Genomic DNA, 17,077 nt, shown 5'->3' with positions numbered 1-17,077 from the left:
GCGGCCATCACGGGCGCTGTCCGTTCTGGGTGACGGCAGTCAACGGCAATACGGCGCCGTCCGGCCTCTGCGGGCCGGTGCGGCATTGCGGATGGATCAGCGGCTGACGGGGGTCGGGCGCTGCAACTCGGCGCGTCGGCTCAGCACCTCGTACACCGAGGGATAGGCCGGGCGCTCGATGTAGCGGCCGGCGCCGGGTTCGGCGCGCAGGTCGCCATCGGCCCAGACCACGCGGCCCTGGCTGATGGTATGGCTCGGGACCCCGTGCACCGTGCGGCCCTCGAAGATGTTGAAGTCGACCCGCTGATGGTGCGTCTGGGCCGAGATTATCCGCGTGCCCTGCGGGTCCCAGAGCACCAGGTCGGCATCGGCGCCGACACGGATGGCGCCCTTGCGCGGGAACAGGTTGAAGATCTTCGCGGTGTTGGTGGACGTCAGCGCGACAAACTCGTGCATCGACAGGCGCCCGGAATTGACCCCGGCGTCCCAGAGCACCGCCATGCGGTCCTCGATGCCGGCAGTGCCATTGGGAATGCGGCTGAAATCATTGCGCCCGGCCGCCTTCTGCTCGGCGCAGAAACAGCAGTGGTCGGTGGCGGTGGTGTGCAGGTTGCCTGACTGCAACCCCCGCCACAGCGCCTCCTGATGCTCGCGCGGGCGAAACGGAGGGCTCATCACGTAGCCGGCGGCGGTGGCCCAGTCCGGGTTGCGGTAGACGCTGTCGTCGATCAGCAGGTGACCGGGCAGCACTTCTCCATACACCGGCTGGCCCTTGGCCCGGGCGTAGGTGATCTCGTCCAGTGCCTCACGGGTAGACACATGCACCAGGTACACGGGTGTACCGAGGGTTTCGGCAATGCGGATGGCACGGCTGGCGGCTTCCCCCTCGACCTGCGGCGGGCGCGACAGCGGGTGGGCTTCGGGCCCGGTCAGGCCCTGTGCAAGCAGTTTCTGCTGCAGGTGGTAGACCAGCTCGCCGTTTTCCGCATGCACGGTCGGCACCGCGCCCAAGTGCAGGCAACGCTCGAAGCTGGCAACCAAGGTGTCGTCAGCGGCCATGATGGCGTTCTTGTAGGCCATGAAGTGCTTGAAGCTGTTCACTCCATGGTTCGCTACCAGCTCACCCATTTCCTCGGCCACCTGCTCGCTCCACCAGGTGACGGCGACATGAAACCCGTAGTCGGAGGCCGACTTCTGCGCCCAGCCGCGCCACGTATGAAAGGCCTCCAGCAGCGACTGCTGCGGATTGGGGATCACGAAGTCGATGATCGAGGTAGTGCCCCCGGCAAGACCCGCAGCGGTACCGCTGAAAAAGTCATCGCTGGCCACGGTGCCCATGAAGGGCAACTGCATGTGGGTATGAGGATCGATGCCGCCGGGCATCAGGTACTGGCCGCTGCCGTCGAGAATCTCGCAGCCGGCGGGGGGGTCGAGGTGTTCACCGATGGCGCGGATCAGGCCGTCGGCGCACAGGACATCGGCGCGGAAACTTTCTTCATGGGTAACCACGGTGGCGCCACGGATCAACAGAGACATGCCGTTTTTCCTCGCAGGCTGACCGGTCTTGGCCGGTTCTTGAAATTATGCTCGTGTCAGCGGCTGGAGGAGGAAAGATGCAATCCTGTCAGGCCTGACAAGAATGAAATCTAGATGCTGATCGGATAATGATCAAGAAAATATTTTATAAGCTTATTCAAATTATAACTTATTGAATTATAAGGATTTAAAACATAAAGAGCTAAAATGGTGAGGCCTCTCACCATTTTGACGCACTTGACAAGATGCGAATTTGAACGAGATTTTCCATGCAAAATCAGTCGTTTGAAACCTGCCTTCGAGGCGCGGGCGACGGTGAAAAAATCAGCGCTGCACCAGATTGAAACCTGCCGTGGCGTGCCGGCCAGGCTCATGGCGGACCAGGGAGACCGCCAGCAACTGCCCTGTTGCAGAAGAATGCGTCGAAAGATCAGTGAGTTACCTCCGGTTGGCGACGGCCATGCGGGACGGCTTCGGTCGACCCGGCACGCTTATTGAGTGCGGTCGCAACCGCCAGGCCGGACCGGAGGAGGAGTACTGGTGGTGTGTGCACTCCGGCCATCGCGTTAGCCCGATGAGCAAACAACTAGAAAAATCTGGAGAAGGCCCCATGCAACAGAGCAGATCGCAGGTGATCGAGCAGGACGGGTTGTATGAGTTGTCCGCGGGCAGCGATGTCCTCGACAGCCCTCGCTACAACCACGACATCGCGCCCACCAAGGTGCACCAGCGCACCTGGAACAAATGGCACATCACGGCCCTGTGGGTGGGGATGTCCATCTGCGTGCCCACCTACACTCTCGGCGGCGTGCTGACAGCCTACTTCGGCCTGAGCGTGGGCGAGGCGCTGCTGGCGATCCTGGTGGCCAACCTCATCGTGCTGATCCCGCTGACGCTCAACGCCTTTCCCGGTACCAAGTACGGCATCCCGTTTCCGGTGTTGCTGCGCTCATCGTTCGGCATCCTCGGCTCCAACGTGCCGTGCCTGATCCGCGCGGTGGTGGCCTGTGGCTGGTTCGGTATCCAGACCATGTTCGGCGGCCTGGCCATCCACCTGTTCCTGGGTTCGGTGTTCGACGACTGGAAGGCGCTCGGCGGTACGGGTGAGGTCATCGGCTTCATGCTGTTCTGGGCGCTCAACCTGTGGGTGGTGCTGCGCGGCGCGGAGTCAATCAAGTGGCTCGAAGTGCTGTCTGCGCCATTGCTGGTGGCGGTCGGTTTCGGCCTGCTGCTGTGGGCATTGCCGCACATGTCGATGACCGAACTGCTGGCCCAGCCGCCCAAGCGTCCCGAGGGCGCCAGCGTGGTCGGCTACTTCTGCGCGGGCCTTACCGCCATGGTCGGTTTCTGGGCGACGCTGTCGCTCAACATTCCCGATTTCAGCCGTTATGCCAAGAGCCAGAAGGACCAGATCCTCGGGCAGATCCTTGGGCTGCCACTGACCATGTTCCTGTTCGCATCCCTGGGGGTGGTGCTGACCGCGGCGTCGGCCTCGCTGGTGGGCGAAACGGTGTCCGACCCGGTGAGCCTGATCGGCCGTATCCAGAGTCCGGGATGGGTAGCGCTGGCCATGGCCTTGATCGTCATCGCCACGCTGTCGACCAACACGGCGGCGAACATCGTCTCGCCAACCAACGATTTCCAGAACATCGCACCCAGGCTGATCGGGCGCAGCCGCGCGGTCTGGCTCACCGGTTTCATCGGCCTGGCGCTGATGGGCCATGAGCTGTTGAAAAAGCTTGGCTGGATCGTTTCCGACCTGAGCCTTGAAAGCGTCTATTCCAACTGGCTACTGGGCTACTCGAGCCTGCTCGGGCCGATCGCCGGGATCATGGTGGTGGACTACTTCCTGATCCGCCGGCAGCGCCTGGACCTTGCCGGTTTGTACCGCGACGACGTCTACCCGGCCTGGAACTGGGCGGGATTCGCCGCCTTCGGACTGCCGGTGGGGCTTACCGTCATGTCGATAGGCAACAGCAGCTTCAGCTGGTTCTACGACTACGGCTGGTTCACCGGCTCGCTGTTGGGCGGGGCACTGTACTACGTGCTCGGTGCCCTGGCGGCGCGCAGCCCGGCACGTCTGGTCAAGCCGCTTCCCTGACGTTCACGGCCGCGTCACCGGCGCGGCTTCATGAAAACAACGACATGCAGACAATAACCGCCTGAGGAGACACCCCATGAGTCCCGCCCAGCAAGTCCTGCACTCCACCGAACACCACGTCGACAGCGCGCGCCTGTGGCAATCGCTGATGGACCTCGCGCGCCTCGGCGCCACGGCCAAGGGCGGCGTCTGCCGTCTGGCACTGACCGACCTTGACCGCCAGGCCCGTGACCTGTTCGTGCAGTGGTGCGAAGCGGCCGGTTGCAGCGTCAGCGTCGACGCGGTCGGCAACATCTTTGCCCGACGCCCCGGACGCAATCCCAACCTGCCGCCCGTGATGACGGGCAGCCACATCGACACACAACCTACTGGCGGCAAGTTCGACGGCTGCTATGGGGTGATGGCGGGGCTGGAGGTGATCCGCACCCTCAACGATCTGGGCCTGGAAACCGAGGCGCCGCTCGAAGTGGTGGTGTGGACCAACGAGGAAGGCTCGCGCTTCGCGCCCTGCATGATGGGCTCAGGCGTGTTCGCCGGCAAATTCACGCTTGAGGAGACCCTGGCCAAGACCGATGCCGAGGGCGTCACTGTCGGCGAAGCGTTGAGTTCCATTGGCTATGCCGGAGCGCGGGCCGTGCTCGGACATCCCGTCGGCGCCTACTTCGAGGCGCATATCGAGCAAGGACCCATTCTCGAGGACGAAGCCAAGACCATTGGCGTGGTGCTTGGGGCCCTCGGGCAGAAATGGTTCGACCTGACCCTGCGCGGCGTCGAGGCCCACGCCGGCCCGACCCCCATGCACCTGCGCAAGGACGCCCTGGTCGGCGCCGCCGCCGTGGTCGAAGCGGTGAACCGTGCGGCGCTCGGCCATCAGCCCCACGCTTGCGGCACGGTCGGTTGCCTGCAGGCCTACCCCGGTTCGCGAAACGTGATCCCCGGCGAAGTGCGCATGACCCTGGATTTCCGCCACCTTGAGGGCGACCACCTCGACGCGATGATCAGTGAAGTGCGTGCCGTGATCGACGCCACCTGCGCCAAGCATAGCCTCAGCCACGAGCTCACGCCCACGGCCAACTTCCCCGCGCTGTACTTCGACCCAGGTTGCGTCGATGCCGTGCGCGCGTCCGCGCATGCCCTCGGCCTGGCGCACATGGACATCGTCAGCGGAGCAGGGCATGACGCCATCTTCCTCGCCGAACTGGGGCCAGCGGGGATGATATTCGTGCCCTGTGAGGGGGGAATCAGCCATAACGAAATCGAAAACGCCACGCCGCAGGACCTGGCGGCCGGTTGCGCGGTATTGCTGAGGGCGATGCTGGCGGCTTCAGAGGCGATAGCGGAGGGACGATTGGCGGCGTGATCATCCAGAGCCGCCGCCGGCCCTGTATGCCGGCGTGCGGCCTCCTCCCGGAGCTCGCTTGGCGCATCCTGTGAAATCAATTCCACAGTGATGTGAATAAATGCCACCAATAGGAATCACCAGAACGAATAAGATGGCGTCCGCTAAATTGAGGATCCATCTGCATGACCGCGTTCGAAAATCCTGTCGCATCGCCAGTCAGCGCTCGCCGCGCGACTGTCGGTAGCCTGATCCTGGCCATCTCGGCCTTCCTGATTGTCACCACCGAGTTCCTCATCGTTGGCCTTCTGCCCGCGCTGTCACGAGACCTGGACCTGTCGATTTCCGCTGCCGGACAGCTGGTGACCCTGTTCGCCTTCACCGTGATGGTCGCCGGCCCACCCTTGACGGCGGCCCTGGCGCACCTTGACCGCCGCCGCCTGTTCGTCGGCATCCTCGTGCTGTTCGCCTTCTCCAATGCGCTTGCAGCGGTAGCGCCGAACGTGTGGGTGCTGGGCGTGGCGCGCTTCCTGCCAGCGCTGGCACTGCCGGTGTTCTGGGGCACGGCGAGCGAAACGGCAGCCAGCATGGCCGGTCCCGGCCGCTCCGGCCAGGCCATTGCCCGGGTTTACCTGGGCATCTCCGCTGCATTGCTGCTGGGCATTCCGCTGGGCACGCTGGCCGCCAACGCCATCGGCTGGCGTGGTGCGTTCTGGGCGCTGGCAGCCCTGTCGCTGCTGATGGCCCTGGCCATGCTGGCCTGGATGCCGCGGGTAGCACGCACGCCGCGCCTGGACTTCGCCAGCCAGGCACGGATCTACCGCGAGCCGTATTTCCTTGGCAATGTGGCATTGTCGGTGGTGGTCTTCACCGCCATGTTCACCGCCTATACCTATCTGGCGGATATTCTCGAGCGGCTTGCTGGCGTCGCCCCTGACCTGGTGGGCTGGTGGTTGATGGGCTTCGGCGCTATCGGCCTGGTCGGCAACTGGCTGGGTGGCCGGGTAGTAGGCCGGGCGCCGCTCAAGGCGACTGCACTGTTCCTGGTGCTGCTGGCCCTGGGCATGGCGGCGATTGCACCACTGGCAGGTTGGCCGATTGCGCTTTGCGCGGCGCTGGCACTGTGGGGTGTGGCCAATACCGCGCTCTATCCGATTTGCCAGGTGCGGGTGATGGGGTCGGTGACGCACTCCCAGGCACTGGCTGGCACGACGAATGTGTCTGCTGCGAACGCGGGTATCGGGCTTGGAGCGGTGATTGGCGGGTTGGTCATCCCGGCGCTGGGGGTGGAGTCGCTGGGGTATGTGGCAGCTGGAATAGCGATGCTGGCGGTGGTGCTGGTACCTGTGGTCGGCCGGTTGGGCGCCCGCCGATAAGTCCATGGCTTGAGCCGACGCGGAACCAGTGGGCCCTCAAATCCCACTGGACAGGCACGGCACGGGAGAATCGTGAACACTGCTGATGTCTGCCACGCCTTTTCCCCGGCACTCGCTCATCCCAGCAGTTGCTTTGAAATAAGCCGGGAAATCTCGACGATGGCAGTCCTGCCGGTAAACTCGAACTTGACCTTGCCCAACGACGAAAAATAGATTTCCAGCTCTGAATCAAGATCGAACGTGCCTGACGTTTCCACCGAGTATGCGACGATGTTCTTGTAGGGCAGGGAGGTGAAATCCTTCTTGCTCCCGGTGATGCCTTGAACGTTGACTGCGATGATCCGCTTGTTGGTGAATACCACACCGTCCCGCATGGACTTGTAGGCATCGATCACCTTTTCGTCGTCCAGCAACAAAGCCGTGACGCGTTCGGCGTACTCGTCGTTCTGCTTCAGCTTGAAGAAACCTTTGTTGTTGAAGTCGATCATGTCCGAAAAGTCCCTGATATCGAATGGCGTTATCCTGCGCCGTCGATTGTAGGCCGCGCTCACCTTATCGGTCACGGTTATATGCATATATCCAACTCGTCTTCCACAGTCCTCTTCAGCGCTTGCCCATCTGGCCGCTTGGCGCTTAGCTAATCGGTGGCCTCTCTCGGCCCACCCGCCGAACGGGCCAGACCCTCTCATCAACCTATGGCGCGCAGACCGCCCGAGGGATGACGGCCGCGCGGATAACATCAGGTGCACGCCATGAGCACACCCTTGGATCTGAAAGCATTGAAGGCCCGCCAGCAAGCGGCATGGGCCAGCGGTGACTACGCCGTGATTGGCACGACCTTGCAGCTGGTCGGCGAACGACTGGCCGAGGCCTGCGACCTGCGCTGGGACGAACAGGTGCTGGATGTCGCTGCCGGCAACGGCAACGCCACCCTGGCCGCCGCGCGGCGTGGCTGTCAGGTGACCTCTACCGACTACGTGCCGGAGTTGCTGAAGCGCGGTGAAGAGCGCACGCGGGCCGAACGTCTGAACAATGTGGTATTCCAGGCAGCTGACGTTGAAGCGTTGCCGTTTGACGACCGGACGTTCGATGCCGTGATTTCCACCTTCGGCGTGATGTTCGCTCCCGACCAGGCACAGGCCGCCAAGGAAATGATCCGGGTATGCCGGCCCGGCGGCAGGATCGGGCTGGCCAACTGGACGCCCCAGGGCTTCATTGGCCAGATGTTCAAGACACTGGGACGCCATGTGCCACCCCCCGCTGGAGCTCTGCCTCCGTCTCGCTGGGGGGATGAAGAGCAGCTGCACCAGCTGTTCGGGGATGCCGTTGGCTCGGTCAACGCGACCCGCCAGCATTTCAACTTCCGTTATCGCTCTGCGGCGCATTTCATCGAGGTGTTCAGGACCTGGTATGGCCCAGTGCACAAAGCCTTCGCTTCACTTGACGGTGACAAGGCCGCCGCCCTGGAGAAAGACCTGACCCAGTTGCTCGATGACAACAACGTGGCGGGCGCCACCTCGCTGGTGGTGCCCAGCGAGTACCTCGAAGTCGTCGTCCGGCGACGCTGAAGACAGGCTTCCAGGCCGGCAGATCAATGGAACGGGAACAGGTAGTTCATCCATGCCGCCATGCGCAGGAGGATCTTGCGCATGATCGCCACATGGTGGAAATGCTTGCTGTACAGCGCCGCCTGGCCATAGGCGCCGCCTGGCAGGAGCCCGGCGTATTGGGCGTAGTCCGGGTCGGTGATCTCGATGATCACCGGAACCCGGCCGGGTGGGGGTAGGCCGGTGTAGCTGATCAGGGTGCCGGAGGGTTGTATCTGGCCTTCGCCTATGACCGTGATGACATCTTTCACCCGGCCCTTGAACACCCTGCCCGGGATGCCGTCGAACGCGACCTCGGCTTCATCCCCGGGCGTGAGGCGCAACAGGCTGTTCTGCCGCATCCACGCGGCGAAGTACTGGTCGTCATCGGGAATGAACACCATCGACGGGCGCAGCGGCAGCTTGCTTGCCATCATCCCGGCGCGCAACGAAACATGGGTGACGAAACCCCGGCTCGGGGCCCGCACCACGGTGTTGTCCAGCTCGAACTGGGCGTTGTCGATCTGTGCCTGCAAGTCATCGACCCGGGCAATGGCCGCTTCCTGCTCGCGGCGAGTGCCGAAGTTGCGCTTGATCAGCTCGTTGATCCTGAACAGGTCGCCCCGCGCCGCCAGTTGCTGGGCCTTGAGCGACTTGAGCCGGTTCTGGAACGGTTCGGGATCGATGCGAAACAGCACGTCTCCCGGTTCCAGGCGCGTGTTGGCGCGCACGGGCACTTCGACCACCCGACCGGTGACGACCGGGATCACCGGCACCGAGGCGAAGTAGGAGCGCGCCACTTCCGAGTAGGGATGGTTGTAGTTCATCAGCAGGATCAGCGTGCCGATCAGCACGATACCGCCCAGCACCGCGGTGGGAACCGTCCATTTGTTCAGCGGGATGCGGAATACCTTGAAAATGGTCACGCAGATCGCCGAGTAGGTCAGGATCAGCAGCAGGTCCATGGGTCACACCCCGCGTTCGACGCGGGACTCCAGTCCTGCTTGATCTTCCAGCCGCTGGACCCGTCGGCGCAACTCGGCCAGCTCTTGTGTGAGCTCAGCTTCGCCTCTGCTCATCTGCTTGCCTGTCGCAAACCCCCAGCCCCGATCCTCCCGGTACAACATCGCCCAGATCCAGAGGAAGGGCCACAACGCATGGAGCGTGAACAGGCTCACCCAACCCGCTGCGTGGATCGCGTCCTGGTGTGGGTGATTGCGGTGTACGGCGATTTCATAGGGAATGTCGTGCAGCACGATGATCCCGTAGAAAAGAACCAGCGCCGCGAAGATGAGAATGCCGAGCGCAATATGATCGAGCATGATCGTTCTCCTGGAGGAAGGGGTAAGCCTTCACGAGTTGAATCACACGGCTGGCTAAACGAGTTTGGACCCGGCGCACACGGCAGGGGCGTTGGCTGACAAACGGCATGCAACTGTCAGAAACCGACCCTCCGGCTTGACCTGCTCCGCTGTCGAGTTTCCTATTCGGTGGAAACACTCCAGGAGAGCAATCAACATGAGCGAAACGAGCCACGTGTCGCCGGCCACGCTGCGCAAGGTCACCAGTGCCGCAGCGGTTGGAAACTTTGTCGAATGGTTTGATTTCGCGGTCTACGGGTTCCTGGCGACAACGATTGCCGGACAGTTCTTCTCAAGCAGCGATCCCGGTGCGGCATTGCTGCAGACCTTCGCGGTCTTTGCGGTCGCCTTCGCGCTGCGCCCATTGGGCGGCATCGTGTTTGGAGCGCTCGGCGACCGTCTGGGCCGCAAGCGCGTACTGTCGGCAACCGTGTTGCTGATGGCCGGTTCCACCACGGTGATCGGCCTGCTGCCCACCTATGCCAGCATTGGTCTGCTGGCGCCGGTATTGCTGACGATCACCCGTTGTGTCCAGGGCTTTTCCGCGGGCGGCGAGTACGCAGGGGCGTGCGCCTACCTGATGGAGCATGCACCGAGCGACAAGCGGGCCTGGTACGGCAGTTTCATCCCGGTCTCCACGTTTTCGGCCTTCGCCTGCGCGGCCGTCATGGCGTACCTGCTGGAGGCCAGCCTGTCACCCGCAGCCATGAGCGAGTGGGGCTGGCGCGTGCCATTCCTGGCAGCGGCTCCGCTGGGCCTGGTAGGTCTCTACCTGCGCTGGCGGATGGAGGAAACCCCTGCGTTCCGCCAGGCCATGTCCGAAGACCATACCGTTGCCCATTCGCCGCTGCGCGAAACGCTCGGGCAGCAGAAGGGCACCATCCTGCGGCTTGGAGCATTCATCTCGCTGACGGCGTTGTCGTTCTACATGTTCACCACTTATTTTGCGACGTACCTGCAGGTGGTGGCACACCTGGGACGGTCGCAAGCGTTGATGGTAACGACCCTGGCCTTGCTGTTCGCGGCCGGTATCTGTCCGCTGGCAGGGGCCTTTTCGGACCGCGTCGGCCGACGCAAGACCATCGGCGCGACCTGCCTCTGGGTGATCCTGACGGTATCCCCCGCCTATTGGCTGGCGAGCTCAGGCAGTGTTGCCGCAGCAATCGCCGGGGTCTTCATGCTGGCTGTTGGCGCGGTACTGTCGGGCGTCGTGACCGCGGCCTTGCTGTCCGAAGTCTTTCCTACCCGCACCCGCTACACGGCGTCGGCGATCACCTATAACGTCGCCTATACCTTGTTTGGCGGTACGGCTCCGCTGGTTGCGACGTGGTTGATCAGCCAGACGGGCAGCAGCCTGGCACCGGCGTTCTATCTGGTAGTGATCGCCTTGCTGGCCTTGGCGGGAGGCCTGGCCTTGCCAGAGACGTTCCGTATTTCGCTGCATGGCGATCCTGCAGCCGAGCCCGTCGACGCGGCGACGGGTGTTCGATCATTGGGGTGAGCCACTGGTCGCCGGTAGCGCAGGCACCTGCTCCAGGGTCCACACTTTAATGTGCGACTCTGAAGGAGGCGTACACGATGAGCACTACCTCACTGGGCGCGGTCATGGCGGCAGTGATTGCCGCAGCCAGCCAGTCAGCGCTCGCAGACTCGACGAACGATTACTACGGGACCGGTACCACGAACGAATCGACTTCTGCCCAACCTTTGACACGTACGGCACCAGCCATCGATCAGGATGACGCAGCCGACATTGCGGACGACAGCGTCCAGGCAACGGGAAGAAACGGTTCACACTCCATGCATCCCCCCGCACCCGTGGAGGCCGATCAGGTCGCCGAGGATCAATCGAAAGAGCCGTGACGCAGTACCTGCAGGGGCTGGCAAGCACGCTCCTGCAGGGTCCCGGCCAGGTCCTTGGCGTGTCCTCAGCGAGTCTGCTTGATGTGCGCGCGTACGCACTGGATCAGTTCGAGCAGACGCTCATCCTCGACCGGCACAGAGACGTCCACGGTATGCTGCCGCTTCGGCTGCTCGTCGGAGATCGTCACGATATACCGCTGGCAGTCTGCCGACCCCTTGGCGGGCACACACAGTTCGGCAGGCAGCTTGAAAAAGTCCGTGGCTTGCAAAAGATGCCGGATCCTCGATTGCTCCACCGGCGACAAGGTGTCCACATCCAGCCGTGACGCTTTGCAGAGGCCAGGCAAAAAGGCGATCCCGCCAGTCAGCTTCAACTCGATGTACATCAGAGTCACTCCTCTAGATCACAATGCCTACGGCGGCCCAGCCCTCGCTCACCGCCTTGTGCACGGTGCTGTCGATGCCATGCCTGCGTCCCGCCACATCCGCGGTGACCCGGGCGAAGCTGAGGAAGCCGCTGTCTGGCCTCACGCGTGGGTCCCTGAGCGCGTCGTACCAGATCCTGCCCGCTTTTTCCCAGGCATGGCCGCCGATGCGCGTGGCGACCTGGTAGAAGGCGTGGTTGGGAATCCCCGAATTGATATGCACGCCACCGTTGTCCTCGAAGGTACGCACGAACTGGTCCATGTGCTGGGGCTGCGGGTCCTTGCCGATGAGGTTGTCATCGAAGGCTGAGCCAGGATCGCGCATGGAGCGCAAGGCCTCGCCGTTTATACCGGGCGCGAACAGGCCGACGCCGATCAGCCAGTCAGCCTGATCGGCCGTCTGGCCGAGGGCGAACTGCTTGATCAACGCGCCGAAGACGTCGGCCACGGATTCGTTGAGCGCACCGGACTGATTGAAGTACACCAGTTGCGCCTCATCCTCGATGACCCCGTGGGACAGCTCATGACCGATGACTTCCAGCGCTATGGTAAAGCGGTTGAACAGTTCGCCGTCGCCGTCACCGAAGACCATCTGGGCCGAGTTCCAGAAGGCATTGTTGTAGTCCTCGCCAAAATGCACCGTCGCATCCAGGCGCATGCCCGCGTCGTCGATGGAGTTGCGGTCATACACCTGGGCAAAGAAATCGAACGTGATGCCTAACCCGTCGTAGGCTTCGTCGACGGCCAGGTCGCCCGTGGCCCCTTGCCCTTCAGCGCGGGCAAGGGTCCCCGGCAGCGTCTGGGTGCCCTTGGCGGTGTAGACGGTACGGCGTTTCTCGAGGCTCTGGGCCAACTGGACGGCTCGCTTGGTCTGCTGGATGTTCTGGTTCGAGAGCCGCATGGCCCGCAGGGTGTTGTCCACGGCCTTGGTGCGGATGGCGGCCTCGCGTTGCGATTGGGTGCCATTCCTGGCGATCGAATTGAGAATGTACGGGGGTACCAGGCAGAAAACCGGGTTTCGGCAATGCGTATGACGACACATGGCAGCTCTCCAGTCCAGATGGCCAGAGGCGTATCCGCCGGGGCATCTGTGGTCCGAAAGAGTGTTCAGCATAGTGCGCGGTGCGCGCATCGGCCAAGACTTCCGGTCGAAAAACCCGGATAATGCCGGCCTCTTCGCATTGCTCGTTATCACGGTGTTCCCGCATGGAAATCAAGGTCAACTTTCTCGACAACCTCCGACTTGAAGCCAAGTTCGATGACTTCACGGTGGTGGCCGATCAACCCATTCGCTACAAGGGCGATGGATCGGCGCCGGGGCCGTTCGACTATTTCCTGGCTTCGTCGGCCTTGTGCGCGGCCTACTTCGTGAAGCTGTACTGCGAAACCCGCAATATTTCCACCGAGAACATTCGGCTGTCGCAAAACAACATCGTCGACCCCGAAAACCGCTACAACCAGATCTTCAAGATCCAGGTCGAACTGCCTGCGGACATCTCTGCGAAGGACCGCCAGGGCATCCTGCGCTCCATCGACCGCTGCACGGTGAAGAAGGTGGTGCAGACGGGCCCGGAGTTCGTGATCGAAGAGGTGGAAAACCTCGATGCCGATGCCCAGGCATTGCTGATGCTCGATGCGGATCCAGAGGCGCGCACCTATATCGCGGGCAAGGACCTGCCGCTGGAGCAGACAATCGCCAACATGTCCGCGATTCTGGCGGACCTGGGCATGAAGATCGAAATCGCCTCGTGGCGCAATATCGTGCCCAACGTCTGGTCGCTGCATGTCCGCGACGCGCACTCACCGATGTGCTTCACCAATGGCAAGGGCGCCACCAAGGAAGGCGCGTTGGCGTCGGCGCTGGGCGAGTTCATCGAGCGCTTGAACTGCAACTTCTTCTACAACGACCAGTTCTGGGGCGAAGACATCGCCAACGCAGAGTTCGTGCATTATCCGAACGAGCGCTGGTTCCAGCCTGGCCGCAAGGATGAGCTGCCAGCGGAGATCCTCGATGCTTATTGCCTGAAGATCTACAACCCCGATGGCGAGCTGCGCGGCTCTCACCTGTACGACACCAACTCGGGCAACGAGGAGCGGGGCATCTGTTCGCTGCCGTATGTACGCCAGTCGGACGGCGAAGTGGTGTACTTCCCCTCCAACCTCATTGAAAACCTGTACCTCAGCAATGGCATGAGTGCCGGCAACACGCTGGAAGAAGCCCAGGTGCAGTGCCTGTCTGAAATCTTCGAGCGTGCGGTCAAGCGCGAAATCCTGGAGCGCGAGTTCACCCTGCCCGATGTGCCGCAAGAAGTGCTCGCCAAGTTCCCCGGCATCATGGCGGGTATCCAGGGGCTCGAAGAGCAGGGCTTCCCGGTACTGGTGAAGGATGCGTCGCTGGGCGGTGAACTCCCGGTGATGTGCGTCACCTTGATGAATCCGCGCACGGGTGGCGTGTTTGCCTCGTTCGGCGCGCACCCGAGCTTCGAAGTGGCACTGGAGCGCAGCCTTACCGAACTGCTGCAGGGCCGCAGTTTCGAAGGCCTGAACGATCTGCCCCAGCCCACCTTCGAAGGCTATGCGGTGACTGAGCCGAACAACTTCGTGGAGCACTTCATCGATTCGAGCGGCGTAGTGTCGTGGCGCTTCTTCAGTGCCAAGGCCGACTTCGAGTTTGTCGAGTGGGACTTCTCTGGCCAGGGTGAAGAGTCCAATGCCGACGAGGCCGCGACGTTGTTCGGCATTCTCAAGGACATGGGCAGGGAAGTGTACATGGCGGTATACGACCAGCTGGGCGCAACCGCTTGCCGCATCCTGGTGCCGGGTTATTCGGAAATCTACCCGGTGGACGACCTGATCTGGGACAACACCAACAAGGCGCTGTTCTTCCGTGCCGATATCCTGAACCTGCACCGCCTGGACAACGACGCCCTGCAGTCTCTGGTCTCGCGTCTCGAAGAAAGCGAGCTGGACGATTACACCGACATCAAGACCTTGATCGGCATCGAATTCGACGACAATACCGCCTGGGGCCAGTTGACCATCCTGGAGCTGAAGCTGTTGATCCATCTCGCCTTGCAGCAGTTCGAAGAGGCGAGGGACCTGGTAGGCGCTTTCCTGCAGTACAACGACAACACGGTCGAGCGTGGATTGTTCTACCAGGCGTTGAACGTGGTCCTGGAAGTGGTGCTGGACGAAGACCTCGAGCTGGAAGACTACGAAGTCAATTTCCGCCGTATGTTCGGCAACCCGCGGATGGATGCTGTGCTGGGGTCGGTGGACGGCAGCGTGCGCTTCCACGGCTTGACGCCGACCAGCATGAAACTCGAAGGCCTCGACAAGCACCTGCGCCTGATCGAGAGCTACAAGAAACTGCACAGTGCGCGGGCTGCTGCAGCGGTTCGGTAACAGCTTGGGGTCTTGTATAGAGCGCGGCGGCTAGGTTCTGGTCGCCCTCAGGACCAGGACAGGCATTGCGAAAGCCACCGTGCCGTCGGCACCTGCGAAGGCTCGCAGTGCCTGTTGCGCTTCTTGTTGCAACTGCTCGAACTGCGCATCGTCGAGCAGGCCGCCCAGCGTCCACACGCACGCTCGCTCGGTGGAAATCAGGGAGTTGATCGAGGCAAACCGTACTGTTCCCATGTGCTGTGTGACGGTCGCAGCGCTGACATTCGCCTCATGGCAGAGCGCGAGCAATCGCTCGCGGTCACCCAGCGCAAAGGGCGCACGGAACGCATCGGCCACATCATCGCCGAACAGACGCTGCAACACATCGGCCAGCGCGGCGTAGCCGGGCGAATGTTCCAAGGCGTCGCACACGGCGACGGCCAGGCGCCCGCCGGGGCGCAGTACCCGCAGCATCTCCCTCAGCGCGCCGGCGCAGTCATCAAAAAACATCATCCCGAATTGGCTGACGACCACGTCGAAGCTTTCGTCCGGGAAGGGCAGTGCCTCGGCCCGCCCGGCCCGCCATTCGATGTTCTCGTCCTTGCCCCGGGCTACCGTGAGCATCTCTTCATTGGCATCGAGTCCCACCACCTTTCCACCCGCACCGACGATCGCCGCCGCGGCGCAGGCCAACACGCCCGTACCGCATGCAACATCAAGCACCTTGTCGCCGCGGCCAATGCATGCCTCGGCCGCGACCCTCGGTCCCCACTGGTGGAACAAGGCCGGGACGAAGCACTGCTCGTAAACCTCGGCGGGGGAGCGCGGGGCTTGTTCTTCTTCGCAGCTGTTCACACTTCACCTCCGAAATTCATATCAGTATCGGTTTGCTGCGTCCGCTACACATTGATCGAGAAGGGGGTCAAAGCAAGGAGAAGCAGGAACGAGACTTTTCGCACGTTCCAGTGTTCAGCGACGCGGTCAACGAGGCCCTTGTCTTCCTCAAGGTCGCTGTAGGTGATCCCCTGCTGCTGCACTACCAGCGCAATAGGTATACTCCGCTGTTTTCCGGTCACTTCGAAGACATCACCGTGCCGGATTACAAAAGGACTTCGCAGACGCTTGCCAGTCGAGGGCTCAGGTTGAGGTTACGCCCGCCACCACGGCGCTGGCGCAGCAACTGACAGCTGGTTTTGGCAACCCCATCGAGCGTCGCTTCACGTTCATGAACCGCTGACTTCGGTCGCGCCGCTTTCAACCTGCATCGAGTGAACTATGTTAACGCTGGAACAATTCTCGGGTTTTCTGATTGCCGCACTGCTCATCACCGCCACGCCAGGCCCGGACAACCTGATGGTGCTGGGGATGGGGATATCCAAGGGGCGCAAGCAGGGGATCGCGTTTGGCCTCGGTTGTGCGATGGGTTGCCTTAGCCATACGCTGCTGGCGGTCGTGGGCATCAGCGCGCTGATCGCCGCCTCGACCGTTGCGTTCACCCTGCTCAAGGTGGTGGGAGGGCTTTATCTGATCTGGCTGGGCTACAACGCCTGGCGCAGCTCCGGCGTGGTGAACGTCAATGCGGTTGCCCCCCTGGAAACGTCCTTGACCAGGCTGTTTTTCAAAGGCTGCATCGCCAATGCCGTCAACCCCAAGGTGGTGCTGTTCTTCTTGTCTTTCCTCCCGCAATTCGTGGTCGCTGACCGCGGCCATGTCGGCGCTCAACTCGCAGGGCTTGGCCTGGTCTTCACCGTTCAAGCCGCTATCCTGTTCAGCCTGCTCGGCTACTTCTCAGGGAGCATTGGCCAATGGCTGAGCCGGAAACCCAAGGCCGGACTGATCCTGGACCGGGTGGCCGGCACGGTGTTCATGGGGCTGGGTTTGAAACTCATCTTTACCCGATAGACCGCCGCGGACCTTCGTTGCCCGCGAAAATATCCGCTTGGGAACAGGCCTATCACTAGGCCTTTTCGTTATTTCGCATAGGGGGTCTAGAACTTTTCTTTATTAAGCGGTCTATGTGGATGAGCCACTCTGACGTCCAGCGCAAACCTGCGGGTTTGAGCCGCCAGAGGGCACACGTCCAATTGCCATTGAGGTTGCCTTCGC

The 17,077-nt window shown here is 62.3% G+C and carries 15 protein-coding genes; 8 read left to right on the top strand and 7 right to left on the bottom strand.

Annotated features, from left to right (window positions below; genetic code table 11):
- Positions 1-96: 96 nt before the first annotated feature.
- Positions 97-1,536, bottom strand: coding sequence for a dihydropyrimidinase (gene hydA / locus AC0ZZU_RS12380; RefSeq protein ID WP_476341017.1), 1,440 nt, complete (start codon positions 1,534-1,536; stop codon positions 97-99).
- Positions 1,537-2,146: 610 nt separating this feature from the next.
- Here hydA and AC0ZZU_RS12375 point away from each other — a divergent pair.
- From AC0ZZU_RS12375 to AC0ZZU_RS12365, 3 genes are all read left to right on the top strand, one after another.
- A complete protein-coding gene (locus tag AC0ZZU_RS12375; protein ID WP_476341016.1) occupies positions 2,147-3,637 on the top strand; it encodes an NCS1 family nucleobase:cation symporter-1 in 1,491 nt (496 codons plus the stop codon).
- A gap of 76 nt (positions 3,638-3,713) precedes the next feature.
- Positions 3,714-4,997, top strand: coding sequence for a Zn-dependent hydrolase (locus tag AC0ZZU_RS12370; protein ID WP_476341015.1), 1,284 nt, complete (start codon positions 3,714-3,716; stop codon positions 4,995-4,997).
- Positions 4,998-5,161: 164 nt separating this feature from the next.
- Positions 5,162-6,352, top strand: a complete 1,191-nt coding sequence (locus AC0ZZU_RS12365; protein WP_476341013.1) for an MFS transporter — start codon at positions 5,162-5,164, stop codon at positions 6,350-6,352.
- 116 nt (positions 6,353-6,468) lie between these two features.
- On the opposite strand, the gene AC0ZZU_RS12360 is transcribed toward AC0ZZU_RS12365, so the two are convergent.
- The gene (locus AC0ZZU_RS12360) at positions 6,469-6,840 is read right to left on the bottom strand and encodes a PH domain-containing protein (RefSeq protein WP_476341011.1); all 372 of its coding nucleotides are present in this window, start codon (positions 6,838-6,840) and stop codon (positions 6,469-6,471) included.
- 264 nt (positions 6,841-7,104) lie between these two features.
- On the opposite strand from AC0ZZU_RS12360, the gene AC0ZZU_RS12355 reads away from it, so the two are divergent.
- A complete protein-coding gene (locus tag AC0ZZU_RS12355) occupies positions 7,105-7,920 on the top strand; it encodes a class I SAM-dependent methyltransferase (RefSeq protein WP_476341010.1) in 816 nt (271 codons plus the stop codon).
- Positions 7,921-7,943: 23 nt separating this feature from the next.
- Here AC0ZZU_RS12355 and AC0ZZU_RS12350 read toward each other — a convergent pair whose 3' ends face one another.
- Both AC0ZZU_RS12350 and AC0ZZU_RS12345 read right to left on the bottom strand, forming a co-directional pair.
- Entirely contained in the window at positions 7,944-8,903 is a 960-nt protein-coding gene (locus AC0ZZU_RS12350; protein ID WP_476341009.1) for an HlyD family secretion protein, read from the bottom strand.
- Between the two features lie 3 nt (positions 8,904-8,906).
- A complete protein-coding gene (locus AC0ZZU_RS12345) occupies positions 8,907-9,260 on the bottom strand; it encodes a DUF3302 domain-containing protein (RefSeq protein WP_476341007.1) in 354 nt (117 codons plus the stop codon).
- Between the two features lie 196 nt (positions 9,261-9,456).
- Here AC0ZZU_RS12345 and AC0ZZU_RS12340 point away from each other — a divergent pair, with 196 nt between their 5' ends.
- Positions 9,457-10,800 carry an MFS transporter gene (locus tag AC0ZZU_RS12340; protein WP_476341005.1) on the top strand — a complete coding sequence of 448 codons (1,344 nt, stop codon included), beginning with the start codon at positions 9,457-9,459 and terminating at the stop codon, positions 10,798-10,800.
- Positions 10,801-10,877: 77 nt separating this feature from the next.
- Positions 10,878-11,162: a hypothetical protein gene (locus AC0ZZU_RS12335; RefSeq protein WP_476341004.1), complete on the top strand. Its 285-nt coding sequence runs from the start codon at positions 10,878-10,880 to the stop codon at positions 11,160-11,162.
- Positions 11,163-11,227: 65 nt separating this feature from the next.
- Here AC0ZZU_RS12335 and AC0ZZU_RS12330 read toward each other — a convergent pair whose 3' ends face one another.
- Both AC0ZZU_RS12330 and AC0ZZU_RS12325 read right to left on the bottom strand, forming a co-directional pair.
- Positions 11,228-11,548, bottom strand: a complete 321-nt coding sequence (locus tag AC0ZZU_RS12330) for a protealysin inhibitor emfourin (RefSeq protein ID WP_476341003.1) — start codon at positions 11,546-11,548, stop codon at positions 11,228-11,230.
- A 13-nt stretch (positions 11,549-11,561) separates the two neighbouring features.
- Positions 11,562-12,629, bottom strand: a complete 1,068-nt coding sequence (locus AC0ZZU_RS12325) for a M4 family metallopeptidase (RefSeq protein WP_476341002.1) — start codon at positions 12,627-12,629, stop codon at positions 11,562-11,564.
- A gap of 164 nt (positions 12,630-12,793) precedes the next feature.
- On the opposite strand from AC0ZZU_RS12325, the gene AC0ZZU_RS12320 reads away from it, so the two are divergent.
- Positions 12,794-14,992 (top strand): OsmC domain/YcaO domain-containing protein, encoded by a 2,199-nt coding sequence (locus tag AC0ZZU_RS12320; RefSeq protein WP_476341001.1) that lies wholly within the window; start codon positions 12,794-12,796, stop codon positions 14,990-14,992.
- 30 nt (positions 14,993-15,022) lie between these two features.
- Here AC0ZZU_RS12320 and AC0ZZU_RS12315 read toward each other — a convergent pair whose 3' ends face one another.
- The gene (locus AC0ZZU_RS12315; RefSeq protein ID WP_476340999.1) at positions 15,023-15,826 is read right to left on the bottom strand and encodes a class I SAM-dependent methyltransferase; all 804 of its coding nucleotides are present in this window, start codon (positions 15,824-15,826) and stop codon (positions 15,023-15,025) included.
- A gap of 420 nt (positions 15,827-16,246) precedes the next feature.
- Here AC0ZZU_RS12315 and AC0ZZU_RS12310 point away from each other — a divergent pair, with 420 nt between their 5' ends.
- On the top strand, positions 16,247-16,873 hold the full coding sequence (locus AC0ZZU_RS12310) for a LysE family translocator (RefSeq protein WP_476340997.1): 627 nt from the start codon (positions 16,247-16,249) through the stop codon (positions 16,871-16,873).
- Positions 16,874-17,077: the final 204 nt, after the last annotated feature.

The organism is Pseudomonas sp. JE3303 (assembly GCF_056312565.1).
Note: the sequence above shows the minus strand (reverse complement) of the source record. Positions and strands in the feature narration are given on the sequence as shown.

Excerpts from the sequence above, each read along its gene's own strand:
- hydA (WP_476341017.1), bottom strand. The coding sequence starts at position 1,536 with ATGTCTCTGTTGATCCGTGGCGCCACCGTGGTTACCCATGAAGAAAGT.
- AC0ZZU_RS12375 (WP_476341016.1), top strand. The coding sequence starts at position 2,147 with ATGCAACAGAGCAGATCGCAGGTGATCGAGCAGGACGGGTTGTATGAG.
- AC0ZZU_RS12370 (WP_476341015.1), top strand. The coding sequence starts at position 3,714 with ATGAGTCCCGCCCAGCAAGTCCTGCACTCCACCGAACACCACGTCGAC.
- AC0ZZU_RS12365 (WP_476341013.1), top strand. The coding sequence starts at position 5,162 with ATGACCGCGTTCGAAAATCCTGTCGCATCGCCAGTCAGCGCTCGCCGC.
- AC0ZZU_RS12360 (WP_476341011.1), bottom strand. The coding sequence starts at position 6,840 with ATGATCGACTTCAACAACAAAGGTTTCTTCAAGCTGAAGCAGAACGAC.
- AC0ZZU_RS12355 (WP_476341010.1), top strand. The coding sequence starts at position 7,105 with ATGAGCACACCCTTGGATCTGAAAGCATTGAAGGCCCGCCAGCAAGCG.
- AC0ZZU_RS12350 (WP_476341009.1), bottom strand. The coding sequence starts at position 8,903 with ATGGACCTGCTGCTGATCCTGACCTACTCGGCGATCTGCGTGACCATT.
- AC0ZZU_RS12345 (WP_476341007.1), bottom strand. The coding sequence starts at position 9,260 with ATGCTCGATCATATTGCGCTCGGCATTCTCATCTTCGCGGCGCTGGTT.
- AC0ZZU_RS12340 (WP_476341005.1), top strand. The coding sequence starts at position 9,457 with ATGAGCGAAACGAGCCACGTGTCGCCGGCCACGCTGCGCAAGGTCACC.
- AC0ZZU_RS12335 (WP_476341004.1), top strand. The coding sequence starts at position 10,878 with ATGAGCACTACCTCACTGGGCGCGGTCATGGCGGCAGTGATTGCCGCA.
- AC0ZZU_RS12330 (WP_476341003.1), bottom strand. The coding sequence starts at position 11,548 with ATGTACATCGAGTTGAAGCTGACTGGCGGGATCGCCTTTTTGCCTGGC.
- AC0ZZU_RS12325 (WP_476341002.1), bottom strand. The coding sequence starts at position 12,629 with ATGTGTCGTCATACGCATTGCCGAAACCCGGTTTTCTGCCTGGTACCC.
- AC0ZZU_RS12320 (WP_476341001.1), top strand. The coding sequence starts at position 12,794 with ATGGAAATCAAGGTCAACTTTCTCGACAACCTCCGACTTGAAGCCAAG.
- AC0ZZU_RS12310 (WP_476340997.1), top strand. The coding sequence starts at position 16,247 with ATGTTAACGCTGGAACAATTCTCGGGTTTTCTGATTGCCGCACTGCTC.